The 24,733-nt window shown below is 51.0% G+C and carries 22 protein-coding genes; 11 read left to right on the top strand and 11 right to left on the bottom strand.

Features of this window, described 5'->3' with window-relative positions; genetic code table 11:
* Positions 1-51 precede the first annotated feature (51 nt).
* Positions 52-1,245 carry a PQQ-dependent sugar dehydrogenase gene (locus tag Pelsub_RS03455; RefSeq protein ID WP_116225919.1) on the bottom strand — a complete coding sequence of 398 codons (1,194 nt, stop codon included), beginning with the start codon at positions 1,243-1,245 and terminating at the stop codon, positions 52-54.
* 115 nt (positions 1,246-1,360) lie between these two features.
* Between Pelsub_RS03455 and Pelsub_RS03450 the strand changes: the two genes are divergently transcribed.
* On the top strand, positions 1,361-1,780 hold the full coding sequence (locus Pelsub_RS03450; RefSeq protein ID WP_116225920.1) for a ribonucleoside-triphosphate reductase: 420 nt from the start codon (positions 1,361-1,363) through the stop codon (positions 1,778-1,780).
* Between the two features lie 117 nt (positions 1,781-1,897).
* On the opposite strand, the gene Pelsub_RS03445 is transcribed toward Pelsub_RS03450, so the two are convergent.
* The 4 genes from Pelsub_RS03445 to Pelsub_RS03430 all read right to left on the bottom strand — a co-directional run bounded on the left by Pelsub_RS03445 (position 1,898) and on the right by Pelsub_RS03430 (position 5,609).
* Positions 1,898-4,384 carry a cation-translocating P-type ATPase gene (locus Pelsub_RS03445; protein WP_116225921.1) on the bottom strand — a complete coding sequence of 829 codons (2,487 nt, stop codon included), beginning with the start codon at positions 4,382-4,384 and terminating at the stop codon, positions 1,898-1,900.
* Positions 4,385-4,414: 30 nt separating this feature from the next.
* On the bottom strand, positions 4,415-4,723 hold the full coding sequence (locus tag Pelsub_RS03440) for an ArsR/SmtB family transcription factor (RefSeq protein ID WP_116225922.1): 309 nt from the start codon (positions 4,721-4,723) through the stop codon (positions 4,415-4,417).
* Between the two features lie 125 nt (positions 4,724-4,848).
* Positions 4,849-5,265, bottom strand: a complete 417-nt coding sequence (locus Pelsub_RS03435) for a cytidine deaminase (RefSeq protein ID WP_116225923.1) — start codon at positions 5,263-5,265, stop codon at positions 4,849-4,851.
* A gap of 65 nt (positions 5,266-5,330) precedes the next feature.
* Entirely contained in the window at positions 5,331-5,609 is a 279-nt protein-coding gene (locus Pelsub_RS03430; RefSeq protein ID WP_116225924.1) for a hypothetical protein, read from the bottom strand.
* Between the two features lie 399 nt (positions 5,610-6,008).
* On the opposite strand from Pelsub_RS03430, the gene Pelsub_RS03425 reads away from it, so the two are divergent.
* Positions 6,009-6,629 (top strand): DUF998 domain-containing protein, encoded by a 621-nt coding sequence (locus tag Pelsub_RS03425; protein WP_116225926.1) that lies wholly within the window; start codon positions 6,009-6,011, stop codon positions 6,627-6,629.
* Here Pelsub_RS03425 and guaB read toward each other — a convergent pair.
* A complete protein-coding gene (gene guaB, locus Pelsub_RS03420; protein WP_116225927.1) occupies positions 6,626-8,107 on the bottom strand; it encodes an IMP dehydrogenase in 1,482 nt (493 codons plus the stop codon). The two genes, Pelsub_RS03425 and guaB, sit on opposite strands and share 4 nt — an antisense overlap.
* Before the next feature lie 573 nt (positions 8,108-8,680).
* Here guaB and Pelsub_RS03415 point away from each other — a divergent pair.
* From Pelsub_RS03415 to Pelsub_RS03380, 8 genes are all read left to right on the top strand, one after another.
* The gene (locus Pelsub_RS03415; RefSeq protein ID WP_116225928.1) at positions 8,681-10,000 is read left to right on the top strand and encodes an alpha-amylase family glycosyl hydrolase; all 1,320 of its coding nucleotides are present in this window, start codon (positions 8,681-8,683) and stop codon (positions 9,998-10,000) included.
* Positions 10,001-10,144: 144 nt separating this feature from the next.
* Positions 10,145-11,122 (top strand): D-alanine--D-alanine ligase family protein, encoded by a 978-nt coding sequence (locus Pelsub_RS03410; RefSeq protein ID WP_116225929.1) that lies wholly within the window; start codon positions 10,145-10,147, stop codon positions 11,120-11,122.
* Positions 11,119-11,895, top strand: a complete 777-nt coding sequence (locus Pelsub_RS03405; protein ID WP_116225930.1) for a D-alanine--D-alanine ligase — start codon at positions 11,119-11,121, stop codon at positions 11,893-11,895. The genes Pelsub_RS03410 and Pelsub_RS03405 overlap by 4 nt, the downstream gene beginning before the upstream one ends.
* Positions 11,896-11,937: 42 nt before the next feature.
* Positions 11,938-12,396 carry a ribosomal protein S18-alanine N-acetyltransferase gene (rimI, locus tag Pelsub_RS03400; RefSeq protein WP_116225931.1) on the top strand — a complete coding sequence of 153 codons (459 nt, stop codon included), beginning with the start codon at positions 11,938-11,940 and terminating at the stop codon, positions 12,394-12,396.
* Positions 12,397-12,725: 329 nt separating this feature from the next.
* Entirely contained in the window at positions 12,726-14,117 is a 1,392-nt protein-coding gene (locus Pelsub_RS03395; protein ID WP_116225932.1) for an ABC transporter substrate-binding protein, read from the top strand.
* Positions 14,118-14,219: 102 nt separating this feature from the next.
* A complete protein-coding gene (locus tag Pelsub_RS03390; RefSeq protein WP_116225933.1) occupies positions 14,220-15,065 on the top strand; it encodes a carbohydrate ABC transporter permease in 846 nt (281 codons plus the stop codon).
* Positions 15,065-15,901, top strand: a complete 837-nt coding sequence (locus Pelsub_RS03385) for a carbohydrate ABC transporter permease (protein ID WP_116225934.1) — start codon at positions 15,065-15,067, stop codon at positions 15,899-15,901. Before Pelsub_RS03390 ends, Pelsub_RS03385 begins: the two co-directional genes overlap by 1 nt.
* A gap of 169 nt (positions 15,902-16,070) precedes the next feature.
* The gene (locus Pelsub_RS03380) at positions 16,071-17,099 is read left to right on the top strand and encodes a bifunctional transcriptional activator/DNA repair enzyme AdaA (protein WP_211314308.1); all 1,029 of its coding nucleotides are present in this window, start codon (positions 16,071-16,073) and stop codon (positions 17,097-17,099) included.
* 129 nt (positions 17,100-17,228) lie between these two features.
* On the opposite strand, the gene Pelsub_RS03375 is transcribed toward Pelsub_RS03380, so the two are convergent.
* The 4 genes from Pelsub_RS03375 to Pelsub_RS03360 form a co-directional block, all read right to left on the bottom strand.
* Entirely contained in the window at positions 17,229-18,683 is a 1,455-nt protein-coding gene (locus tag Pelsub_RS03375) for a hypothetical protein (RefSeq protein ID WP_116225936.1), read from the bottom strand.
* 317 nt (positions 18,684-19,000) lie between these two features.
* On the bottom strand, positions 19,001-20,548 hold the full coding sequence (locus tag Pelsub_RS03370) for a hypothetical protein (protein ID WP_116225937.1): 1,548 nt from the start codon (positions 20,546-20,548) through the stop codon (positions 19,001-19,003).
* Positions 20,549-20,866: 318 nt separating this feature from the next.
* Positions 20,867-21,586 (bottom strand): creatininase family protein, encoded by a 720-nt coding sequence (locus Pelsub_RS03365; RefSeq protein WP_116225938.1) that lies wholly within the window; start codon positions 21,584-21,586, stop codon positions 20,867-20,869.
* 33 nt (positions 21,587-21,619) lie between these two features.
* Positions 21,620-23,227: a Na/Pi cotransporter family protein gene (locus Pelsub_RS03360; protein ID WP_158674960.1), complete on the bottom strand. Its 1,608-nt coding sequence runs from the start codon at positions 23,225-23,227 to the stop codon at positions 21,620-21,622.
* A 459-nt stretch (positions 23,228-23,686) separates the two neighbouring features.
* Here Pelsub_RS03360 and Pelsub_RS03355 point away from each other — a divergent pair, with 459 nt between their 5' ends.
* Entirely contained in the window at positions 23,687-24,232 is a 546-nt protein-coding gene (locus Pelsub_RS03355) for a hypothetical protein (RefSeq protein WP_116225940.1), read from the top strand.
* Between the two features lie 97 nt (positions 24,233-24,329).
* Here the strand turns inward: Pelsub_RS03355 and Pelsub_RS03350 are convergent, their stop codons facing one another.
* Positions 24,330-24,725 (bottom strand): hypothetical protein, encoded by a 396-nt coding sequence (locus tag Pelsub_RS03350; RefSeq protein WP_116225941.1) that lies wholly within the window; start codon positions 24,723-24,725, stop codon positions 24,330-24,332.
* Positions 24,726-24,733: the final 8 nt, after the last annotated feature.

Below are 24,733 nucleotides of genomic sequence, written 5' to 3'. Positions count from 1 at the left end.
CCGCCAAATAATTTCAATTCTTTTATCCGCGGGCTGATTCTACTGATATGACTATTCGTAAACCGGCACAATCCGATACACTCGGTCGCCTCCCGCCCGGTAAGTTCCGCGCCCGTCCTGGTTGCTGGTGGTAAAGTAAATCAATCCGTCCGGGCTTTGGGCTACCTCGCGCACCCGGCCCACATCGCTTACGATCCACTGCACGCTGTTAATAACAGTGGGATCTTCGGTTGAAATATCAACCATCACCACGCCTTCCCCGCGCAGCGCGCCGAAGAAAAACTTACCCTCAAACATGGGCAGTACATCCGAACTGTAGAACATGGCCGCGGCCGGCGCCACCGCCGGGGTGAACTGGATCAGCGGACTTTCGGTCCCTTCCAGCGTGGCGTCGTGCGAGACCAGCGGCCAGCCGTAGTTGGCGCCCGGCTGGATCAGGTTGATCTCATCGCCGCCTCCCGGACCATCTGAGCCGGAGGGGCCGTGTTCGGCGGCATACAACCGGCCGCTGCCGGGCTGCCAGGCCAGGCCTTGCGGGTTGCGGTGGCCGTAGGAATATACCGGCGAACCGGGGAGGGGATTATCGGCAGGAATAGAACCGTCCAGGTTGATGCGCAGGATCTTGCCGGCCAGCGAATCCAAATCCTGCGCCGAAGACGGCACGCGCGCGTCGCCGCTGGTAACGTAGAGCTTCTCATCCGGGCCAATACCCAGGCGGCAGCCGGCGTGATACTTGGCCGCCGGAATGCCTTCCAGCAGCACCCCGTCCAGCGTCAGGCTGTCGCCGTTGTCGGTCATGCGCACCACCCGGTCGAACATGCCGTTGGCGTCCTGGCTGGTATAGCACGCGTATAGGGTCTTGTTCTCGCTGTAATTCGGATCCAACACCATGCCCATCAGGCCGGTTTCCTCCACGGTAACTACGTCCGCGAAGGTGTACAGCGCTTCCGGGTTGAGCTGCCCATTCACGATTTCACGCACGCGTCCCGGCCGTTCGCTGACCAGCAGCCGTTCAGGGCTGGTGAACACGATGCTCCAGGGGATCTCCAGTCCCTGCACCACTTCCTCAACTTTCCAGGAGGTGGCCGCCGGGACAGTGGCTGTGGTTGCGGGAGTAACGGTGTCTGCCGGAACCGTGGAAGTGTAGGTCACCACTGCCGGTTCGGCCGCAGCCGCAGGCATTGGTTGGCAAGCTGCCGTAAGCAAAACCGGCAGCATGAAAATAACAAGTATTTTTTGAGTCATAAGATCACTCCTTAACCTGATTCTATTTGCCGCCGGAGTGAAATGGAGTTAACAATCTATCAGATCGCATTAATTTTTCTTAATATATAATTAATGTCAATATCAAGGAGGATCTATGTCATTAATTGAGGAAATCAAACGTTATGCCGGCAGCATCCCCGCGGATTTTAAAGAGAAGAAAGGCGTATGCGACCTTGCTTTTGTAGTGGCGGAGCGCAAAGCTTTCTTATCAAAGGAAAAGCTGAGTTACGAAGCCAAGTTCCGCGTAGACGACGCCAACAAATTGGTCAAATTTACCGAGATGCTGAAAGAAAGTTCCTCGGGTATGACGAATAGCGGATCCAGTTTTTCAACAACCAGCTTCAAAACCGGCAAGGATGGACGCTCGGAGAGTGTGATCGAGCAGCAAGCCAATCAATTCGGCAAGAAATACGATTACCAATTCGATTTCAAAACCGTGCGTGGAAAAATCGAAGAATTAGCGCAAGCCGCTGGATATGATTTCCAGTATCAAATTACAGCCAAAGGGTTGTAATTTTCTCACTCGAAACAGCGCTCCCCTATCGGAGAAATTTTCACAATCCCAGCTCCGTTTCGGACAACAAAAAAAAGAAGAGGCCAGGTAGGCCTCTTCTTTTTCAAACCAATATAATTATACGGCGCTCTTTCTGGCATGGACCTTCAGGCTGATAGCCTTACCGATTTCCACGATAATCAGCAGCGATAGCGCCACACCCACCACATTCAGCCATTCCGTTACATTCAGCGGCACAATTCCCAGCAGATTGCGAATCGGCTTGACGATAAACGCTATCAAAGCCGTCAACAGTCCTGCAATCACAGACCACACCAGCGGCTTGTTGCGTGAAATCGGCCCGCTCTTGAAGATGGATTTGCGCATGCTGCGGTAAGCAAAGATGTAAACCATCGAGTTAATCGCGAAACTGGCAAAAGCGATGCTTTGACCTTCCGCCGGGTTGTGATGCACCGCATAGAAATGCCCAAACATCGACAAGGCAAAAGCTGCACTGGATATACTGATAATCGCGATCAGCGTTGCACCCAGGCGCGTCAGGATGGGTTCCTTGAGCGATTTGGGCGCTTCGTCCATGATGCCCTCTTCCTTCGGTTCAAAGCCAAGCACAATATCCGAAGGTCCGTCGCAGATCAGGTGGATCCAAAGGATCTGCGCCACAGCCAAAGGCGCCGGCCAGTTAAACAGCATCGCCATGAAGATAGTCAGCACTTCCGCGAACGAGTTGGACAATGTGTAAGCCACCACCTTGCGGATGTTTTCGAAGATGATGCGGCCCTCTTCAATGGCTGCCACAATGGTCTTGAAGTTGCTGTCAATCAGGATCAGATCGGCCGTTTCCTTGGCAACGTCGGTAGCTTCGTTGACTACCACGCCAATGTTGGCGCGCTGTAATGCCGGCGCGTCATTGACGCCATCGCCAATCATGGCGGTGACTTCACCGTTTTCCTGCAATGCCTTCACAATGCGCAGCTTGTCATTGGGGCGAATACGCGAAAACACACTAATGTTTTTCACTTCGCGTCTCAATTCCAGGTCGCTGAGTTTTTGAAGCTGCTCGCCTTCGATGATGCGGTCTCCATCTTCCATCAAACCGATATTCAGAGCCACTCGTTCGGCGGTCAAACGGTAGTCGCCCGTAATCATCTTCACCTGGATACCCGCGTGCCGGGCTAAATGGATGGATTCCTGGACACCTTCGCGCACAGGATCTTCCATTCCAACCAATCCCAGCCATTGATAGCTGCTCTTCTCTTCAAGCGACCCGCCCATCCGCCAGGCCAGGCCCAGCAGTCGTAATCCCTTGCCGGCCCACTCGTCGATTTGTGTCAGCAGCCTATCTTGCCGGTCATTATCGATTTCGCACATGGTCATAACAATCTCAGGCGCACCCTTCAGGTAGCACAAATCACCTTCAGTGGTCTTGTACTGAGTTGCCATGAATTTAGTCTCACTGCTGAACATTTCCTCGGTAATTCGAGCCGACTTTTCAATAAAGCTATTCAGATGATCAGATTTATAGGCCTGTCCGTAATCCCACAAAGCCACATCCACCGGCCCTTCCAGGTCGTTGCACAGCAGCATCACCTGAAATGCGCGCTGTTCATCATTGAAGTCGGTCTGCGTCACGCGCATGTTGCCTTCGGTTAATGTCCCGGTTTTATCGGTACAAATCACTGAAACGGAGCCCAGTGTTTCCACTGCCAACAGGCGTTTAACCAGGCCGTTCCGTTTCAAAATCTTTTTCATTCCCAATACCTGGATGACTGTTACCGCAATCAAAAGTCCTTCCGGAACAGCGGCAATCGCCAAAATAATAGAAGTTTCCAGCATGCTCAGGAATTCCTTGCCCATTATTAAACCGGAAACCAGGATGGCGGCTGTAATGGCCACCACGAGAATGGTCAAGGTCTTGCTGAAGGCCTTTAAGCGCACCTGCAGCGGTGTTTCCTCTTCTTCATGTTCCTGCAAACTGGAAGCGATCTTTCCCAATTCGGTCTCAATACCGATATAGGTCACTTTCATGATCGCGCGCCCGGAGCAAAGCGTGGTGCCCATGTACAGGGCATTATTGCCTTCCAGTTCAGTCTTCTTGACCGCGTCGCTTTCGCCGGTCAGGATTGCCTCATTAAGCGTAACCTGTAAACCCTCCAGCAGTTTTCCATCGGCCGGAACGCGTTCTCCGTTGGTAAGGATCACTAAATCACCCGGAACCAGCTCCCAGATTTCCACTTCTTCTCTTTCGCCGTTGCGGATGACTGTGGTGGTGGGTTTTAACAATCCTTTTAACGCTTCGTAGGTCTGCTGTGCGCGATATTCTTGCACAAATCCCAGGATAACGTCCGCCACCACAACCACCATGATGATAGCAAAGTCGCCATATTCCCCTACGATCAGGGACACTAATGCCGCGAATAGGATAATGTAAACCAATGGGCTTTTAAATTGTGAAATCAAAATCGACCAGGGGCTGGTACCTTTTTTCTCCGGTAATTTGTTCATTCCATAGATTTTCCGTTGGTCGGTTACTTCTTCCGAACTTAAACCGGTAAATTTTTCATTAGCCGAAATACCCAGCATTTCAGCTTCTCTTTTTCGTTCCATTGTGTCTGTCTCCTGAAATAAATTCAGAGCTTACCCGCTCTTAATGTGGTTTACTCCCTGTTTGAAGAGAGCAATGATATGGTCGTCTTCCACGCTGTAGAAGACTTCTTTGCCTTTTCGGTGGGCTTTAACAATTCCCATTTGACGTAAATGTCTCATGTGATGCGATACTGCCGATTCGCTGATCCCAACCATCTGCGCCAACGAATTTACGTTTAATTCCTGGTCCGTAATGGCAGAGATGATACGAACCCGGCTGGCATCGCTGAATGCGCTGAATAATTCAGCTACGTGCGCCGCAATGTGTTCATCCAATATATTTTCTTCTTCTTCCTTCATTATCTACACCTGAATATATGTTCAGATGTTATTTTATGCGTTGTTCAAAAATTGTCAAGCATTTATAAAGAAAGAAATCCCCATCCAATGGATGGGGATTTCTGATTTACACAAGGATTTCGCGCTTATTGTTCTCCCAGCAGCGCGCTGGGGGTAAAGGGGAAGGGCACCAGTTCGCGCAGCGTGCGCTCGCCCATGTAGTTGCCCTGTTCGTCGCCGCTGATCACCAGCATATCCAGGCCGAATTCCAGCAGCACCTGGCGGCACATCGCGCAGGGATAGGCTTCTTTGGTTCCCGGGCCAACCACCGCAATGGCTTCCATTTCAAGTTCGCCTTCCGAAACCGCCTTCCAGACTGCCACGCGTTCGGCGCATACCGTCCCGCCGTAAGACACATTCTCAATATTGGTGCCCTGGTAGATATTGCCGCCCTTGGTTAGGATAGCCGCGCCCACCGCAAAATGCGAGTAAGGGCTGTACGAATTTTTAGCCGCTTTGACCGCAGCAGCCAGCAATTTGGTTTTCATTTCAGTATCAATCATGTTCTCTTCCTCTCAGGCAATCCTATTAATAAACTATCCAAACGGATAAATGTTCCTGTTAAAGGTCAAGCCGGCCAGCAGCCCACCCCATTCCAGATGGTTTGCAGATACGAAGCCAAAAGCGCGTCCCGCCGTTTCACCTGTAAAAAGGTACCCCGCATTAACAAAATACTGCCTTCATTATCCAGCTGGGTGCCAATGGCTTTCAGCGCTTTTTCAACGTCTACCCTTCTGATTGCGTAGTCAAGGTATTCCTCCTTGCTGGCGGGGTTCATGCTTTTTTGATAAATCGTCAGCAATGCAACGATTTTATTCAACATCTCTTCATTTACTGTGGTTTTCATATGTTCAACGCTCCTGCTTTTTGGAATCTTTTCAGGTCAGTCCATTTTAATCCATGAATCTGCGGCGCAGGACTTTTGCACTCATGGATTTTTCTCTCTGGTAAATTCATAAACCAGATAATGACCCCCTTTGCTGCTTTTATACCAACCCTGCCGGTCGTCTTTACGCTGGAAGCATTTGCGTGGTCCGCTGGACAAACTGGCTTCGAGGAACTGATGCTGGGGGAACGGTCTGCGTTTTTGGCAAAGCTGCGGATTCAGCCTGCTGGAAACCCACCCGCCGTGAAATTTTGGACAAAAACAACCGCTTGTTTTTCTCCTGCGCAAATTTTTACAAACCTGATAAACTTTCCTATTATTAACTTATCCCACCTCTTATTCTAATTACCTGAGGTTCTTATGAAAAAATACTTATATGCTATAGGTATCCTGACGCCCCTGCTGTACGTTTTCAACGTCGTTCTGGGCGGTGCGTTGTGGCCGGGCTACAGCCACATGCGGCAGGCTATCAGCGAGCTGACCATGGCTGGCGCGCCCAACCTCGCCTTGATGGACGCTCTCTTCACCATCTACGGCTTCCTGCTGCTGACTTTCAGCATCGGATTCAGCCTGCGCTGGGGTAAAGCCGGCAACCGTCCGCTGAGCATCAGCGGCGTCGCTCTGGCAGCCTGCGCAGCGGCCGGTCTGTTAATGAAATTCTTTCGCCAGGATCCCATCGGTGAACCGCTCACTTTCACCGGCAGCATGCATCTGGTGCTGGCAGGCGTTACCTCGCTGGGTACCATCTTCGCCATCTTTTTCGCCGCGGCCGGGTTCCGCAAACTGCCTTACGGCTCCGGTTTGCGCGTTTTCTCGCTGGTGATGGGCGCAATCGTATTCGTCAGCGGCGGCTTGACCGCAGCCGGCACCACCCAGCTGCCTGCTATTTTCGGCATTCTGGAACGCACCACCATCGGCGCCTTTATGCTGTGGCTGCTGGTGGTCTCGATCAACTTACTTAAACACGATTCCGCGGTCTAATTACCGCGCTGGTAATTGGGCGCGTCGCGCGTGATGGTAACATCGTGCGGATGGCTTTCGATTAGTCCGGCATTGGTAATACGCACCAGGCGCGTTTTGCTGCGCAGGTCTTCCAGGCAGGTCGCGCCCGCGTAACCCATGCCGGAGCGTAAACCGCCAATCAGCTGGTAAACGTAATCGCTCAAAGCACCTTTATAGGCAATCATGCCCTCAATCCCTTCAGGAACCAGTTTGCGGGCCTCACCCTGCCCGCTGCCATAGCGGTCGCGCCCGTAACCCTGTAGGGCGCCCACACTGCCCATGCCGCGATAAGTTTTAAATTGGCGTCCTTCATAAAGGACCAAATCACCGGGTGCCTCGTCCAATCCGGCCAGCAGGCTGCCCAGCATAACCGTTTCCGCCCCGGCCGTCATGGCTTTGACAATATCGCCGCTGTGTTTGATGCCGCCGTCCGCGATAATCGGAATTCCGGCCGATCGGGCTGCCACCGCGCAGGCATGGATAGCCGTCATCTGCGGCATGCCCGCGCCTGAAATGATGCGTGTGGTGCAAATCGAACCGGCGCCCACACCCACCTTGACCGCGTCTGCCCCGGCCTTGATTAATGCCTGCGTTCCTTCCGCCGTGACCACATTCCCGCCAATGACAGGCATTGCCGGCAGCACGGCTTTGATGCGCTGGATGGCTTTGACCACACCGGCCGAATGCCCGTGAGCAGTGTCCACCACCAGGACGTCCACGCCTTTGGATGCCATCAGCTCTGCGCGCAGTTCCAGGTCGGCGCCTACGCCGACCGCCGCGCCAACCAGCAGCCGCCCCTGGCTGTCCTTGGAAGCATTCGGATATTGGATGCTTTTCTGGATATCCTTAACTGTGATCAATCCCTGCAAGTTGCCTTTATCGTCCACCAGCGGCAGCTTCTCAATGCGATGTTCTTGCAGGATGCTTTTCGCCTGTTCCAGCGTGGTGCCCAGCGGCGCGGTGACCAATCCCTCGCGCGTCATAAAATCGGACACCGGCCGGGTAACATCCTTGCTTTCGGCGAAGCGGATATCCCGGTTGGTGATGATGCCGACCAATTTTTGCGAATCTTTCATCACTATCGGAATACCGCTGATATGAAAGCTTGCCATGATTGCTTCCGCATCTTGCAGGGTTGCGTCCTGGGTTAACGTGATCGGATCCGAAATCATCCCGGATTCCGAGCGTTTGACGATTTCCACCTCTTTTGCCTGCGCCTCCGGCGACAGGTTGCGGTGAATGATACCGATGCCGCCTTCGCGTGCCAGGGCGATGGCCATGCGCGCCTCTGTGACGGTGTCCATGGCCGCTGAAAGGATGGGGATATTCAGCCAGATATCGCCGGCCAAACGCGCGCGCACATCCATTTGCGAGGGCAGTGTCTGGCTGTATCCCGGTTCGATCAGCAGGTCATCAAACGTGAGGGCTTCCGCTGCAGAAAAAAGGTCATCGTTCATTCAATCGCTCCATAATGTAGGGTGTTTCTCGATAGTAAATTAGTGGATATTCTAAAACAACATCCCAAAAGCCGGGTGCCGGGATGCTTAAAATTTTGTCCATTATAAACGCTGACGCTTTAATTGTGTAGACATGTATGCTCATCCCGTGTCAAATGAACGTGTATTTCGCAGTTTTCGGTCTTTTTCTCTCACGGGGAAGAGGACCAGAGGAGTGACTGGATAGCCCCACAGCAACCAGGTAATCCTTCCTCCCCTTTGAAGGGGAGGAACAAAGGTGAGGATGAATAGCGGACATCCGATTCTGCCTTACCCATCCCGATTAACAAAATAATTAAAAAAATATCTGTGTCCATCTGTGTTTATCTGTGGTTAAATATTTTTCTGAATAAAATATCAGTGTCTATCTCATCTTAATATCTGCGTTTACCTGTAGTTTAAACATATCCGTGTTTATCTGTGGTTAAATGTTTTTCTGAATATAACATCAGTGTCTATCTCATCTTAATATCTGTGTTTATCTGTGGTTTAAATCTATCGTTATAATGTATCCATAAGTAAAAAGGGGCACCTATGGCAAAAGATACTCCCAAAGACTATCGCAGCCTGGTTATCTACGAGATCTATGTGCGCAGTCACAGCCCGCAGGGCACCTTCCAGGGCGTGGCAGTCGATCTGCCGCGCATCAAAGACCTGGGCGTGGACATCATTTGGCTGATGCCTATCCATCCCATCGGTCGGCTCAACCGTAAAGGCTCGTTGGGCTGTCCTTATTCCATCGCGGATTACTTCAGCGTCCATCCGGAATACGGGAGCTTGGATGATTTCAAAACTTTAATCCACAAAGCCCACGCACTCGACCTCAAGGTAATGATCGACGTGGTGTACAACCACACCGCGCACGACGCAATTCTCGTGAACGAACACCCCGACTGGTACCACACCGGTCCGGACGGGCATCCGGCCACTACCGTGCCCGAGTGGAGCGATGTGATCGACCTCGATTTCAGCCACCTTGAATTGTGGGAATACCTCATTTCCGCGCTGGAACAGTGGGCCGGGTTGGGTGTGGACGGTTTCCGCTGTGACGTCGCTTCCATCGTACCGCTGGAATTCTGGGTGCAAGCCCGTACTGCCGTAACCCGCATCAACCCGCAAATAATCTGGCTGGCCGAGTCGGTGGAAGCCCGCTGGGTAGCCCAGCGCCGCAGCCAGGACTTGCAGGCCAGCTCCGACAGCCAGCTCTATCAGGTTTTCGACATCACCTACGATTACGATGTCTTCGATGCCTGGAAGAACGTGATCGCCGGAAGTTTGGACTTGCAGCTTTACCTGGATTTACTGCGTCTGCAGGATTGTATTTACCCGGAGAACTACGTCAAATTGCGTTTCGTCGAAAACCACGACAATGAGCGCGTCATGGCCGTGATAAAGGACTCAGCCCGAGCTTTGGCCTGGACTGCTTTTCAGGCTTTCAACAAAGGCGCCTGGCTGATTTATGCCGGTCAGGAGTCCGCTGCCGAACACCTGCCTTCCCTCTTTGAAAAAGAACCGCTCGATTGGGGTGGCTATCCACTGGCGGATTTCCACAGCCGGCTGGCCGCCATAAAAAAGGATCCGGCCGTGATGCTTGGCGAGCTGAACTGGATCCGGAAGGAACCGGCTGTGTTAGGCTTATGGTATACGCCCGTCGGCAGCCTGGCCGGGATATTCAACCTCAATGGAGAATCCGGCCAAATGGAAATCGATCTGCCGGACGGCGTTTACAGCGATCGCCTTTCCGGACAGAACATCATCATCCGCGGCGGGCGCCTGGACCTGCCGTCCAGCGCAGTCGTCTTTAATTGCCAGCCGGATCGGCCGCTGCCCGCTTACCAAACCTTGCTGTTTTAGGCAATCCGCTCGTTTTTCCCGGCCCGCAACAAATCCAAAATGCCTTGCCGTTATGAAATGCGTTCAAAATTATGACAAACTCACCTATGACACTTATTCCGGAACAGGACTATACTCACGCATTAGTATAAGCATTGCTTATGTATGGAAATTGGCATAACCTATAATTCTTTCGCGCATAAAAAGATGCTGCCGGAAGAACGAGAATTAAAAGCAACCAGTTTCGCCATCGGAAAGCACCTACGAAAATTAGGTCACTGTGTCCAGTACTTTGACATGGATAATCCGGACGATATTAAAGCTTTATGTTGTGCCAAAATCGATGTCGCTTTTGATACTTGCGAACGTATCCATGATGATCCCCGCGGTGAAGCCTATACCGCCGCTTTGCTGGAGTTTTTAGGAATCCCCCACACCCGCACCAGTTCTTTTCAAATTGCCCTGGGTGTCAACAAAGTACGCGCCAAATTATTGTTGGCTTATAACCATATCCCCATCCCGCGTTTCCAGGTATTCCAGGATGAAGAGGAAGAACTTCACCCGGATTTGCCTTTTCCGCTTTTCGTGAAAGGTGTGGCTTGCGAAAACAGCATTGGCATTGACGAACACTCTCTTGTCACCAATCAGCAGGAATTGAAAGAACAAGTCCATAAGATCAACACGCTTTTCAATCAAGCGGCCCTGGTGGAAGAATACATTCCGGGCCGGGAATTTTCGGTGGCTGTCCTGCCGGGCAAGACCAATAGCATCCTGCCGATCATGGAAATTGAATTTGATGATTTACCGCCTCATAAACGTTTCCTGGACTACAAGGCCAAGTGGGTCACCCACTCGGACCAATATAAGCGCACCGTTCCCGTTTACCCGGTCAACCTGACCGTTGAGGAACAGAAAACAATCAGCGAAACGGCGCTGAATTGCTTTAATATTTTTGGGCTGCATTCTTACGCCCGGGTGGACATGCGCTATAACGATCACACACCTTATGTGCTGGAGATCAATCAAAATCCCAGCATCAACGAAACCGGCAGCGGCTATGTACACAGCTGCGAAAACCACGGCCTGAATTACTCGGAAATGATTGAAGCGCTGCTTGAAAATGCGGCTCAAAGGGATCAGTGAAAATTTTTCTGCTCAAACCTTCAGTGGAAATACCGGCGGTCAATCTGAAAATCGGCCGCATAAAAGACATCCTGAACCAATCCGGGCATGTGGTCGTGGAACAATGTCTCAGTAAAAATCTTTTCAGCCAAATCATGGCTGAAAAACCGGATGTCGTTTTTAACCTGGCCAGTACATTCGAGTGGGAAAATACCGGTTATATTCCGGCCATCCTGGAAATTGCCGCCGTGCCCTATACCGGCTCAGGCTTCCTGACGCTTTCCCTGTCGCGCAATCCGACCAAGTTGCTGCCCTTGCTCGAAAAATCCGGGGTTCGGCTGCCCCCGTACAGGATTGTGCCAGCCTCGCGGGGGTTATCCTCGCCCGGCCTGCAATATCCGCTGGACCTCTGCCGGGATGGATATGAGGAGAAAATTTACCTGGCAGATCAGCTGTCGTTAAAAAACACTTTTGAAAAACTGCCGCAGGGAGAAGAATTGGTTCTGCGTGAACATCTTCACGAGAAAGCCCAATCCGTATTCATGCTCGGTTCTCAGGTATTTTCCCTGTCAACTGATCCCTCACTTCTCTCCCCCGCCCTCACGGCCTATCGCTTGCTGGAAGCCCGCGGGCTGATGCGTCTGGACTTTACGCTTGGAGAAGAACCGCTCTTAGTCAACATCAATGCCTCCCCCGATCCTTTGGATGGCGCATTTCTAAAAGCCGCCGCATCCGCCGCATGGGATGAGCAAAAAATTATCCGAACGCTTATCGAGCACGCCGGCCGCGATTAACAGGTACAATCAACCCATGAAATTTTTCACAGGAGCAGCCTCATGAGCGCAGATGAAATCACCATTCGGGATTTGGCATGGGAGGAATCTGATCTGCGCCAGATACTCGAAATCGAGAACCTTTCCTTTAAGGAAGAAGATGCTTATACCCGGGAAGATTTTCAACGTTGGTTCAATGTCAATCCGGATTTTTGTTTAGTGGCCGAAATCGACGGCCAAATTGCAGGGAATATGATCTGCCGCATCAAACGCTACCGTTTGGATATGGGTTCCTGCGCCATCCACCCCAATTACCGCCGGCGGGGAGTAGGTTCCGCCCTTCTTGCGGAAATGGAAAAACGCGCCCGAGGCTTTGGCATTCACCAAATTGATCTTGAAGTGCGTCCTTCCAACACCTCCGCGCAGGCTTTCTGGCAGGCCCTGGGATTCGAAGAATTCAAAGTCTCCCCCGGTTTTTACCCGGATGGGGAAGATGCCTTAGTAATGTGTAAGAAAATTTAATCAAAATACGGACATATCATCTAAAACAGCAGCGCTATTTGAATGTGCTGCTGTTTTTTTACCTGTCTTTTATTTGCACAAATCAAGATCCGCTGAGAATTCACCGCGTTACAAGTCAATTCCGTTAATACGTTAACCATTTTTGATAGTATCAAAGATATCCATTTCCCGGCATAAAGTACATTGAATTCACCTTTAAAAAGTGCTTTAATGGGATTACTCGACTAAAAAGGTGCATTATGATTAATTCAATTTAAGGGAGGTGATCGTAAAGAATATTTGTTGCAGCATTGGATGTTTGCTTAGATTTTCATAAACAGGAGAGAAAAATGACTAAGAAGTTGTTTTTACTATTGAGTGTTTTGTTAATCACAGCATCTTTCATCACTGCCTGCACAACTACGGATACAGCCGCCCCCGCCGATACCGGGTCGCAAGCAGCTGCCGCAGATACAGGTTCGGACACAACAACCTCTGGTGGAGAAGTCTATTACCTGAACTTCAAGCCTGAAGTGTCTGAAATCTACGACGCAATCGCGAAAGCTTACAAGGAAGAGACAGGCGTTACCCTGAAGGTGGTCACCGCCGCTTCCGGAACTTATGAACAGACCTTAAAATCGGAAATTGCTAAATCCGACGCCCCGGTTCTATTCCAGATCAATGGGCCGCGCGGATATGCCAACTGGGCGGATTACTGCGCCGACCTGAAAGATACCGAACTGTATCAGCACCTGTCCGATAAATCCCTGGCAGTCACTGTCGGTGATGGTGTCTACGGCATCCCCTACGTCGTGGAAGGATACGGGATTATCTACAACAACGCCATCATGGAAAAGTACTTTGCCCTGGATGGCGCCTTGGCCACCTCGATGGCCGAGATCAACAACTTCCAAACTTTGAAAGCTGTTGTCGAGGACATGACCGCCAAGAAGGATGCATTAGGGATCAAGGGCGTCTTCTCCTCCACTTCGCTGAAACCCGGCGAGGACTGGCGTTGGCAGACCCACCTGGCCAACGTTCCCATCTTCTATGAAATTCGGGATAACAACCTGGACATCAAAGATGCCGAAGCGTTCAGGGAAACCAAATTCCAGTATTCTGACAATTTCAGAAATATCTTCGACCTCTACATCAATAACTCAACTGTCGAACCTACCCTGCTCGGCAGTAAAAGCGTGGATGACTCCATGGCTGAATTTGCCCTGGGTCAATCCGCCATGGTGCAGAACGGCAACTGGGCTTGGGGCCAAATCTCCGGTGTGGACGGCAATGTCGTCCTGGCGGAAGATGTCAAGTTCCTGCCGATTTACACAGGCATGCCCGGTGAGGAGAAACAGTCCATCTCCGTTGGCACCGAGAACTTCTTCGCCATCAATTCGCAAGCTTCCCCCGAGAAACAGAAACTCGCCGCCGATTTCATCTACTGGTTGTACAGCAGTGACACCGGCAAAGCTTTTGTGACCAATGACCTGAAATTCATTGCGCCGTTCGATACCTTTACCGAGGAAGAAAAACCGACCGATCCATTAGCCAAGAGTTTGCTCAGCTACATGGCCAACACCGATCTGTATAACGTGGCTTGGGACTTTGTCGTCTTCCCCAGCCAGACCTTCAAGGACAATTTCGGAGCCGCTCTGCTCCAATATGCCCAGGGTACTATGCAGTGGGATGAAGTCAAGCAGCTGATGATTGACCAATGGAAAGTTGAAGCCAATAAATAAGCGCTAGATAAGGTCCATAAAACCGCCCCGCACCGCTCTCGATGCGGGGCGATCTGAAATATCCCTATATTGATTAATTTTGTTCATTGCAGGAGAACAAATATGCAAAAGATGGCGAAAAAATACTACATCTTTTTTACCCTGCCAACCGTGATAGCCTTTGTGATTTCCTTTTTAATCCCATTTATCCTTGGCATATATCTTTCTTTTACCAAATTCACCACTGTAACCAACTCGCAGTGGGTTGGCATCAGCAACTATATCCATGCGTTTACGGACGACAGGAACTTTCTGAATGCCATCATCTTCACCGCAAAATTCGCGCTGGTTTCGGTGGTGTTGATCAATGTTTTTGCTTTCACGCTTGCGCTTCTTCTCACCCGCACAATTAAGGGCACCAATATTTTCCGCACGGTATTCTTCATGCCTAACCTGATTGGCGGTATTGTTTTGGGTTATATCTGGCAGTTGATTATCAACGGCATTCTCATCAATTTTGGCGTGGATATTACCTTCAGCGGTACGTATGGTTTCTGGGGGCTGGTGGTGTTAATGAATTGGCAGATGGTCGGCTATATGATGATCATCTACATCGCCGGTATCCAGGGGATTTCCTCTGAACTAATTGAAGCCGCCGAAATAGACGGTGCCAACCGCTGGCAAATTCTCAGGAGCATAACCATTCCGCTGGTCATGCCGGCTGTCACCATTTGCACTTTTCTCACGGTGACCAATTCATTCAAGCTCTTCGACCAGAACCTGGCGTTGACGGCGGGCGCTCCGGCCCGGACATCCTCCATGATTGCGCTGGATATCTTCAATACTTTCTACGGCAGCATGGGGTATGAGGGAGTAGGCCAGGCCAAAGCCGTCATGTTCTTCCTGGTCGTCGCTTCCATTGTGCTGCTGCAGCTGCGTTATTCCAGAAGCAAGGAGACAGAAATCTGATGAAAACTAAAAACCAATTGCGGGATAATATCACCTTCGTGTTTTTATTCATCCTGGCGGTATTATTCCTCGCTCCCATTCTGATTGTGTTCATGAACTCCTTTAAAGGCAGGTTTTATATCTCTGATGCGCCTTTTGCTCTGCCGAACGCGGATACTTTCGTCGGATTGAAGAACTACACCTCCGGCATTGCCAAGACCGGTTTCATTCAGGCCTTCGGCTATTCACTTTTCATTACCGTTTTTTCAGTGGCGGCCATCGTAATTTTCACCTCCATGACAGCCTGGTGCATTACCCGCATAAAATCAAAAGTCAGCACACTTATTTACTATCTCCTGGTAGCTTCCATGATTGTTCCTTTCCAAATGGTCATGTTCACCATGTCGAAAATGGCTAATATTTTGCGTTTGGACAATCCCATCGGGATCATCCTGATTTATCTTGGATTTGGAGCCGGCCTTTCCGTTTTCATCTTCAGCGGCTTCATCAAAAGCATCCCGCATGAAATTGAAGAGGCTGCCACAATTGACGGCTGCAACCCTATCCAGCTTTTCTTTTTGGTAGTCTTCCCGATTCTCAAACCCATCAGCATTACCGTCGCGATCCTGAACGCCATGTGGGTTTGGAACGATTATCTGCTGCCTTATCTCGTAATTGGCAGTAATTACCGCACCATCCCCATCGCCGTCCAGTATTTGCAGGGAGGATATGGCAGCCGCGATATGGGTGCCATGATGGCCATGCTTGTGCTGGCGATTATCCCCATCGTTATTTTCTACCTGACCCTCCAAAAGCACATTATCAAAGGCGTGGTCGCCGGCGCGGTAAAAGGATAAGTGCTTCCAATCAGTACCCTGAGCCGGTCGAAGGGAAATAGCTCGAAATCAAAAGAACCTCCGGATTTTTCCGGAGGATTTTTTAAAATTTGATGCCTGAAAACCGGATGCAAACTTCGAAATGCATGGGTATACTGTGCTCATGTTGAAACTACCACCTGAAAACACTATGTACCGCGCTTTTATGGAGCGCGATTCCAGCTTCGAAGGTATTTTCTTCGTAGCGGTTAAAACCACCGGTATTTTCTGCCGGCCTACCTGCACGGCCAGAAAGCCCAAGCGTGAAAACATCGAGTATTTCTCCAGCCCGTCCGAAGCCTTGTTAGCCGGCTACCGGCCCTGCCAACGCTGCAAACCGATGGACGCCGGTTCTATTCGCCCGGATTTGGTGGATCGGCTGACGGAAGCCGTTGAGCAGGCTCCCGCCCGCCGTATTACGGACCGCGACCTGCACGAGATGGGCATTGACCCCTCCACCGCCCGCCGCCAATTCCAGCGCTTCTTCGGCATGACCTTCCAGGCCTACCAGCGCGCCCGCCGCATGGGCCTGGCCCTGCATGAAATTCGCGCCGGCCAACCGGTCATCGAAGCCCAGCTCAACCAGGGGTTTTCCTCCGCCAGCGGCTTTTGGGAAACCTTCAAACAGGTTTTCGGCGCGCCGCCCAGCCAATCACAGCACGTGAAATGCCTGCAGGCCAAATGGATTGACACGCCCCTGGGCGCCATGCTGGCGCTGGCCGATCAGCAGGCCCTTTATCTGTTGGAATTTGTCGACCGGCGCGGACTGGAAAACGAGATCTTGGCGCTGCGCCGCCGCACCCGCAGTTATATTGTGCCGGGAGAAAGCCCCATTCTGGATCAAATCACGTCTGAACTGGAGAGCTATTTTCAGGGAAAGAGCGTGGGGTTCAGCGTTCCCCTGGTGCTGAACGGCTCACCTTTCGAACAATCGGTTTGGGAATTGCTGCGAACCATCCCGCCCGGACAAACCCAATCCTATGGATGGATGGCGCAGCGGATTGGGAAACCCGGCGCTTCCCGCGCAGTGGGGCATGCCAACGGGCGCAACATCCTGGCCATCGTAATTCCGTGCCACCGTGTTATCCGTTCGGACGGCAGTCTGAGCGGTTACGGCGGCGGTGTATGGCGCAAGCGTTGGCTGCTGGATCACGAATCGGAAAATCAATCCATCTCATAGCCAAATTTACTTAAAAAACATCCCCGGGAAAATTCCCGGGGATGCGGCACCGGTTTTCTCAAAGGGAAGTGACGCCCGGTGCAAGTTTTCAAACAAACCGAACAGGATTACTGCCTGTTTAACCTCGGTCTAGCTGGCAGGCATCAGGTATCCGCCGCCGTTCAAACTGTAAGTCTGGCCGCCCAAGGCACTATTGGCCGCAGCATCATAATAGACTGTAAAACCGTTCCCATTGATGTTGGTAATGGTGTTGCCGGAAATGCCTTCTGCGTCATCCAGAACAGTCAGGTAGGAATCCGCTGTCACGTTCCAGGTACAGGTGCTGTCCAGGCTCAGGCTGGTTTCCTTGGCTGAGTTGGCAGTGTCCATCGCGCCGGTCCACTGGGAAGCATTGCTCAATGTCAATGACACCTTACTGATTCTATCCGCGGTGATATCGCCGCTGAGCGTTTGTGTGTCCGCGGTCAATACCACATTGCCGCCATTGGTGCCCTCGCTGCCCCAATCGCCTGCTGCCGCTTTGATCAGTTGGTTTGAATTGAGGGTAATCGCCACATTTACCAAATCGATGTAACCGGTGGAATTGGTCACGTAAAACAAGGGGCCGCTGGAAGAAGTATAGGCCAATGAGCCGCCAATCATGCTGAAGTCGCCTTCCGTGCCTTCGGCGTCGCCGGACATGCTCTTGTAGATCATCACACCCCATTTTCCTTCGACGCTGGAGGAAAGCGCGGTGTCCGTCAGGTTAATGGAATTAGCGCCTTCAATCACGGCTGCTTCCGAACCGTTGGAAGTAATATATGCGTTGTTCACGGTGATCGCGCCGGTGGAATATATACCGGGGGAGTTGCTGCCAGTGGTCAATACGGAACCGCCTTCCATGTCGATTGTTCCGCTGCCCCGGTCGGTGGCAATCGCGCCGGAATTGGTACCGGCGGTAGTCATATTAACATTGTTCAGGTTAACGCTGCCGCCCTGCGTTGCCATCACTGCGTGGGCATACTGGCCGGTGCTATTAATGGTTACGTTTTCCAGGGTCACTTGCGCATCTTCGCCGCTCGAAAATACACCGTTGGCGCCGTCGCCGGTTGTGGTTACGGTGCTGTCGGAAATCGAGATATAGCTGGCGCTTTGCGCCAATACCCCTGCGTTCTGGCCGTAGAAACTGCTGTTGTCGGATGAGGAAGATGTGCCGCTGCTGGAAATGGTCGCGTTCGTCAATGTCAGGTCGCCGCTGTTGGTAACCAGAATGGCGGATTCATCCGTTCCGCTGGCGGTATAGCTCTTGCCGGATTCGCTCACAGACTCACCGTCAACCGTATACGCTCCGATGATGGACGCTGAGGCCGCATCACTTTGCGCTTCTTCATCAGGCAGGATTTCATCTGGCTGCTCACCCTCTTCCACTTGTTCTTCTTCCGGCGCAGTTGTCGATTCCGGTGAGGAATCTTCAGCGGTTAGTTCCTGGGTCGCCTCCGAAGCCGCTTCCGGATCGGATGCGGCTGGTTTATTTCCGGCACATGCGCTGACCAGCAGTGCCAACATCATCAATACCGATAAAAATAAAACTGGATTCTTTTTCATTTTTTCTCCTTCGAGAAGTATTTTCTTTGGTCATGCCATTCCCGATCGTATATTCAACAAGCTGAGTTTTTCGGGAAGTTTTATATTCTACCTACATAATCCGTAAGCCTGCCATGAATAACAAATAAAAAAGATGTAAAAGCTCTGTCTGAAAGTCATACTGGTTAACAAAGCATCCCAAGGTAGATTTTCAAGGAGGAAAGCCCATGGGATGCGGCATCGGGTTGAGGTTAGGTGATGAGATGAGTTGTCCCCGATGCGAGTCGTCTGGCCGGCCAGCCTGTGTTGGAGCAGTTAAGGCCGGCCAGATTTTTGTATTAATTCAGCGGTTTCAAATAACCGCCGCCGTTCAGGTTGTAAATGCGCCCGCGCAGATACACGTTGGCGTTTTTATTGTAGTAAACCGTGAAACCGTTCCCGATGATATTGGTAACATCGTTGTTTGAAATGCCATCCTCATCATTAAGTTTGGTCAGATAGGAATCCGCGGTGACGGTCCAGGTGCTGCTTTCATCCAATGTCAGATTGACTGCGCGTCCTTCGTTGTTGGTGCTGATAGCGCCGGTCAGATTCGATCCATTTTCCAACTCCAAAGTGACTGAGCTGGCCGCATCGGCCACTACGTCGCCGGTCAATGTTTGCTTTTCAACGCTCAAGGTAAGCGCGCCGCCGGTGGAATATTTATCATTCTCCAAGGCAACCGTTTTGACCAATATGCCGGAAGCTGTGTTGACGGCTACATCATTCAATTCAACCTTGCCCTCCGCATCCGCGGCGTAAAAGAGCGCGCCGTTGCTGCCGGTAGAAGCCAGTGAACCGCCTTCCATGCTGAGACTGCCCTGGCCGCTCTCCACGTTACTTGAGCTGCTGGGATAGAACTGCACCGCGCCCCCGTCGCTGATGCCCGAAGTGGCATCCACATCCGTCATGCTGATCGAACCGGCCCCTTCAATGGCTGCCACCGGGGAGGCATCCGCCGAAAGCGTTGTCCCGCTCAGGTTAACCGTATCGGTGGAATAAACAGCCGCTGAATTGATGCCGCTGGTAGCGGCGCTGCCGTTTTCGACCGTGATGCTGCCGGTGTTATTGCCGGTAGCAATAGCCGGGGATTTGTAGCCGGAAGTGCTGATGTCCGTGTCGGTCACAGTCATGGCCGCCATTTTTGAAACCATCACACCGCGCGCGTAATCGCCGCTGGTCTTTATGGTTTCTTCAAGAACGGCAGCCATGGTTTCTTCACCTATGGCGTATACGCCTGTCGCGCCCTTGCCGCTGGTGTTAACACTGCCATACAGTACTTTGAGCGTGCTGCCTTGTTGTCCCAATATTGCAGCGTTTTGGCCCTTGCCGGCGCTGTTGTTAACCGAGCTGGTGTCGCCGCTGGTGGTCACTGCTATTTTCCCGATGGTCAGATTGCCTGCATTGGTGATCAGGGCTGCGCTGGTGTCGTCATCGGTGGCGCTGATATCTTCATCGGTTTTTATAAAAGTCTTCTCCGCTACGGACAATACCGCGTTGATATTCAATTCGGATGCTGCCTCTGTGGATTCCTCATCCGGGGTAGCTGTAGGTGCGATGGTTGCGGTAGCTGTTGCCTCAACCGTCTCTTTGGCTGCCGGGGCTTCCTCCGCCGGAGCATTGCCATCGGGCGGCTGGACGCCGGGGGTACCTTCCGGCATCATGCCTTCCGGAGCGCCTTCGGGAGCCCCTTCGGGCGGCATTCGCTGACTATCGGCCGGGGCGGAGATATCTGTGTTAGCATCGTTCGGAACAGCAGCGCTGGAAGCGGTCGCTGAACAGGCACTCACCAGAATGGTTAGGATAATTACCAGTGAATATACGATGCTGTTTTTTTTATTGGTCATGTTTTATGTTTTACTCCATTAATTTTTAAAAGATTTCATCAATGCAGATTGATGATTCTTTATTGGTACCCGCAGGCGTACGCATCCGCAAAGCCGTCCATACTCATCCAGTCTTCGCTGCATGGCATACTGCCGCTGAACCAGCTAAAGTTTACAATAGGATAGGGTCAAAAACGATAACAATACTTTTATATCAGTTTACAAAGAGAAAACATCGGTCCAGAGAATGATTTCGGTCTTTTTCGAGGAGGACCGCAGGTGAGGATGAGCGGCCGACATACCAATGATGGAGAAAACAAAAGTATCGGGAAAAAAACTTTAGGACTCCGCGATCATCTCGTTGATCTTCTTGATGCCATTGGGGATGATAGCGTCCACCAATTTCTGACCATACTCGCGCGAGGCGCGCCGCGGGTAGCGCTTGCGAATGTATTCCGGGATGCCCGGCATGGGCAGCTCGACCGTCTCAGGCGCATTGTCCATATCCACCAGCTCGGGATAGTAATGCAGCATCATGGAGGTCTCCCACTCCGCCGCGTGGTCGCTGGCATACGGCCAGGTCAGGCTGACATCGCCCAGATCTTCGATATATTCCTCGCAAAATTCCGGCGGCATCATGAAGTAACCCTGCAGCTCCGTGACCTGCTCGATGCCGGCCGTGATGGCGACGTAATGCTCATTTTCAAAATGACCGCTCATCAGGATGGCTTTCTTGAAACCCATCTTGGCATACCCGCGCAGCAGTTCAGCAATCAGGTTGGAAAGCGTACTCTCGGCCACCGTGTCCACTGTACCGAAATAGCCTTCTTCCGGCTGCAGGTTGCGGCTGATGCCGCAGGCCAGCGTAGGCGCCACGATCACACCCGTTCCGCCCGAAATATCCTCGCATACGCTTTCCGTGATGAGCGTATCGACGCCCAGCGGTAAGTGACTGGTATGCCATTCGATTGTCCCAATCGGGATCAGGATCAGGGGTTTTTCAGCCACAATGGCTTTGATTTCGGAAATGCGCAGGTCGGTCAGCCGTTTGGGTTCCATTTAATAGTCCTTTATTTTCCTTTAATAACAATGCTAATAAATCAGCGTTAGCGCAATATTATACGAGTGATCGCTGATACGTTCCAAATTACGCAGAGACTCCACAAAAATTGTATCGGCTTCCGGATGGCACACTTTCTTTTTTAACCGGTCGATGTGGTTTTCCTTGTACTCCTTCTCCAAAACATCAATTTCCTCTTCCAGAGTTAAAATCCGCGTAACCATTTTCTCGTCATTGGATTTTAGTGCTTTCAGGGTGATCTTATAATTTTGCAGCACTTTTTTAAACATGGTTTTGATCTCTTTTTGTCCATCCTTGCTGATCTCAACTTTTTTATTATCAAATTGGCGCGCGAATTCAGCCAGGTTGTTGGCATGGTCCCCCACCCGCTCAATATCCGTGATCATGTGTTTCATATCTTCCAATTTGTCCTGATCATCCGGATTTAACTTATCGCCTGGGATATTCTCCAGAAACGATTCCAGGCTGTGGCAAATTTCATCGATATTTTTCTCGTGTTTAAATACCCACTTGATCGCCTCTTCGTCCTTTTCCAGCATTCCCAGTTCAGCTTTTTCCACCATTTCATAAGTAATCCAGCCCATGCGCAGCACTTCTTCATTGGCTAATTTGACTGCCATCATGGGCATATTGATCAAGCGCGGATCGATGAAGCGGGTCCTTACCTTTTTGCTTTTTTCATCTTCTTTTTCAGGAATTAACTTTTCAATAAAACGAGCCAATGGTTTCACAAATGGAAGCATGAGCAGGCTGACAATGATATTGAAAATTGTGTGCGCATTCGCGATCTGGCGTGCCAAGTTGGCTGAAGTTGTGGCTACCAGATTGGTGAAGGGCAGAATAAAGGGCAGAAAGATTAAAACACCGCTGATATTGATGAAAATCTGTGCGTAGGATGCGCGTTTAGCGTTCGATCCCGACTGCATTGCGGCCAGCCAACCCATGATACAGGAGCCAATGTTCGCTCCCAGAATAATCGCAACTGCCACCGGCAAGGATATGCAGTTGCTCTTTCCCATTGCGATTACCAGGCCTGTCATAGCTGTGCTGCTCTGGATAGCCGCGGTGAACACTGCGCCTACTAAAACGCCCAGCAGGATATGCTGGCCCATTGTCAGGACGGCTTGTTGGAAGAAAGGCGTCTGGCTGATTACCGAGCCGGCCGTGGACATCATGCTCATGCCCACAAACACGATCCCAAACCCAAAGAAAGGCTGGCCCATCATGCGTAATTTCCTGTTTTTGGAAAAGAACATCATAAAAAAGCCGATGATGAGAAAAACAAGGTTGAACCCTTTAATCTGAAACGAGACCATTTGTCCGGTGATGGTTGTGCCAATTTCCTGGCCGAGCATGATGCCAATCGCCTGCCGCAATGAAAGCATATTCGCGTTGATTAAGCCAATCATCGTAACCATCAATAACCCGCTGCTTTGCATCAACGCGGTTGCTACAGTACCGAATAACCCTTGTTTCAGTGGATTATTAAGTGATTTATCCAACATTGTGAGTAATTTTCCCCCGGCTACTTTTTCAAGCCCTTCACTTAAAACATGTACGCCATAGACAAAAATTGCTAATCCGCCAAAAAGTTCCAGAATTGATTGAAATATTTCCATTTCCAATAACTTCATCCTTATTTAAGATAAGCCAACTACTTTTAAGATTGGAGCCTGGTTGAAACCACAGATGATTTCAGAATTTCTCGATGATGAATAAATTGACCGATTTTTAATCATAAACGGTAGTCGGTTCTTTTACCAGTAAAACAATGTTTTTTAAAGGACATTTTTCCACCAATTATGACAATATCGATCAAAAAACAAAAGGTTTGTTTTAGGATTGTATCAAGGATTATTTAAGGAAGTTTTTACGCTTTTGCCTCAACCATTGCGGAAGAAAAGCAAATTGGAATTTTTAAAAATCACGTGGGTCAGGTGGTTGCCGTTTATATGGTTTGATCCATGGAAAAACGTAAGTCTGTGAAATTTATGGATGCTAATTGGCAATCCTTTCGGGTGTAAAATGGCATCGTTTTACCATAGGATAAATTGGATTCTGAAAATCGGAGTTTTGTAATGAATATTCAAAGAGCCTTTTTTGTCATCGTAATTAGTAGCGCAATATTATTGTCAGCCTGCGGACCGCAGGCAGCATCAATACGGCAGGACAGTGCCGCGCTCGCCCAAGCCCTGCCCGACCTGGCCTACCCCATTGAAGCCGCCGGATCGGGCACCGCCCAATTAATAGATGGGCTGTTTGAGGAACCCGCCGCGCCCGGTTCAGCCGCTATAATCCGCATCCAACTGGGTACAGCGCAAGTCTTCGGCGACGTTAACAATGACGGCTTTGAGGACGCAGCGGTGACGCTGGTCGTCGATGCGGGCGGCAGCGGCACCTTTACCTACCTGGCATTGGTTCTCAACCAGGACGGTACACCACAGGCGCTGCCCGCCGTTTTCCTGGGTGACCGCATCGCGGTGCAATCCTTGAGCATCCAACCCAGCCAAGTCGTGGTTGACCTGCTCACGCGCGCCGCGGACGAACCCATGAGCGCCGAGCCTACGGTTGCAGAAACCCTGACATTCAATTTGTCAGGCGATCAATTGGTAGCAGCCGACTAGTTCCGGACTGATTCTCTCCCTCCCTATTTTTGCATGGCAAAAATGGGGAGGGTGGGGAGGGGCAACCGCCATCAAAATAAGCAGGCCGCGATCTTCCCTATTCCACTTCCTCCACCTGTGCGTGCCGGATACCGTCGCACAGCTTGGCCTGTTCCATGAAACGCTCCTCGCCGGTGCGGTAATACAAATGCAGCCAGCGATATTGCGCCTCCCACAAAGCCGCGCTGTCGTACACCAATCCCGAATTGGGGTGAATATGAATATCCAACAGCACCTGTGCCAGCAGGTCCTGAGCTTCGTTGCTGTCCTCTGTCGTTAGAAATTCACGTAGCGAACTTTCGACCTCACTATATTCCTGCCAGCATTGCTCGAACAGCTTGCGGCACACCTCCCCGCCTTGCGAGGAGGTATCGTCCGTATTGCGCGCGATGTATTCCAGGATCTCAGCCGAAGCCAGTTTGTCCTGCAGTACTTCCAAGTTTTCCTGTTCCATAGCCCAAC

The organism is Pelolinea submarina (genome assembly GCF_003966975.1).
In the GTDB taxonomy this organism is placed as follows: domain Bacteria; phylum Chloroflexota; class Anaerolineae; order Anaerolineales; family Anaerolineaceae; genus Pelolinea; species Pelolinea submarina.
This window is presented reverse-complemented; position numbering and strand designations above follow the sequence as displayed.

What these genes read in the sequence shown, in the direction of transcription:
- Pelsub_RS03455 (WP_116225919.1), bottom strand. Translation starts at nt 1,245, where the DNA reads ATGACTCAAAAAATACTTGTTATTTTCATGCTGCCGGTTTTGCTTACG.
- Pelsub_RS03450 (WP_116225920.1), top strand. Translation starts at nt 1,361, where the DNA reads ATGTCATTAATTGAGGAAATCAAACGTTATGCCGGCAGCATCCCCGCG.
- Pelsub_RS03445 (WP_116225921.1), bottom strand. Translation starts at nt 4,384, where the DNA reads ATGGAACGAAAAAGAGAAGCTGAAATGCTGGGTATTTCGGCTAATGAA.
- Pelsub_RS03440 (WP_116225922.1), bottom strand. Translation starts at nt 4,723, where the DNA reads ATGAAGGAAGAAGAAGAAAATATATTGGATGAACACATTGCGGCGCAC.
- Pelsub_RS03435 (WP_116225923.1), bottom strand. Translation starts at nt 5,265, where the DNA reads ATGATTGATACTGAAATGAAAACCAAATTGCTGGCTGCTGCGGTCAAA.
- Pelsub_RS03430 (WP_116225924.1), bottom strand. Translation starts at nt 5,609, where the DNA reads ATGAAAACCACAGTAAATGAAGAGATGTTGAATAAAATCGTTGCATTG.
- Pelsub_RS03425 (WP_116225926.1), top strand. Translation starts at nt 6,009, where the DNA reads ATGAAAAAATACTTATATGCTATAGGTATCCTGACGCCCCTGCTGTAC.
- guaB (WP_116225927.1), bottom strand. Translation starts at nt 8,107, where the DNA reads ATGAACGATGACCTTTTTTCTGCAGCGGAAGCCCTCACGTTTGATGAC.
- Pelsub_RS03415 (WP_116225928.1), top strand. Translation starts at nt 8,681, where the DNA reads ATGGCAAAAGATACTCCCAAAGACTATCGCAGCCTGGTTATCTACGAG.
- Pelsub_RS03410 (WP_116225929.1), top strand. Translation starts at nt 10,145, where the DNA reads ATGGAAATTGGCATAACCTATAATTCTTTCGCGCATAAAAAGATGCTG.
- rimI (WP_116225931.1), top strand. Translation starts at nt 11,938, where the DNA reads ATGAGCGCAGATGAAATCACCATTCGGGATTTGGCATGGGAGGAATCT.
- Pelsub_RS03395 (WP_116225932.1), top strand. Translation starts at nt 12,726, where the DNA reads ATGACTAAGAAGTTGTTTTTACTATTGAGTGTTTTGTTAATCACAGCA.
- Pelsub_RS03390 (WP_116225933.1), top strand. Translation starts at nt 14,220, where the DNA reads ATGCAAAAGATGGCGAAAAAATACTACATCTTTTTTACCCTGCCAACC.
- Pelsub_RS03385 (WP_116225934.1), top strand. Translation starts at nt 15,065, where the DNA reads ATGAAAACTAAAAACCAATTGCGGGATAATATCACCTTCGTGTTTTTA.
- Pelsub_RS03380 (WP_211314308.1), top strand. Translation starts at nt 16,071, where the DNA reads ATGTACCGCGCTTTTATGGAGCGCGATTCCAGCTTCGAAGGTATTTTC.
- Pelsub_RS03375 (WP_116225936.1), bottom strand. Translation starts at nt 18,683, where the DNA reads ATGAAAAAGAATCCAGTTTTATTTTTATCGGTATTGATGATGTTGGCA.
- Pelsub_RS03370 (WP_116225937.1), bottom strand. Translation starts at nt 20,548, where the DNA reads ATGACCAATAAAAAAAACAGCATCGTATATTCACTGGTAATTATCCTA.
- Pelsub_RS03365 (WP_116225938.1), bottom strand. Translation starts at nt 21,586, where the DNA reads ATGGAACCCAAACGGCTGACCGACCTGCGCATTTCCGAAATCAAAGCC.
- Pelsub_RS03360 (WP_158674960.1), bottom strand. Translation starts at nt 23,227, where the DNA reads ATGGAAATATTTCAATCAATTCTGGAACTTTTTGGCGGATTAGCAATT.
- Pelsub_RS03355 (WP_116225940.1), top strand. Translation starts at nt 23,687, where the DNA reads ATGAATATTCAAAGAGCCTTTTTTGTCATCGTAATTAGTAGCGCAATA.
- Pelsub_RS03350 (WP_116225941.1), bottom strand. Translation starts at nt 24,725, where the DNA reads ATGGAACAGGAAAACTTGGAAGTACTGCAGGACAAACTGGCTTCGGCT.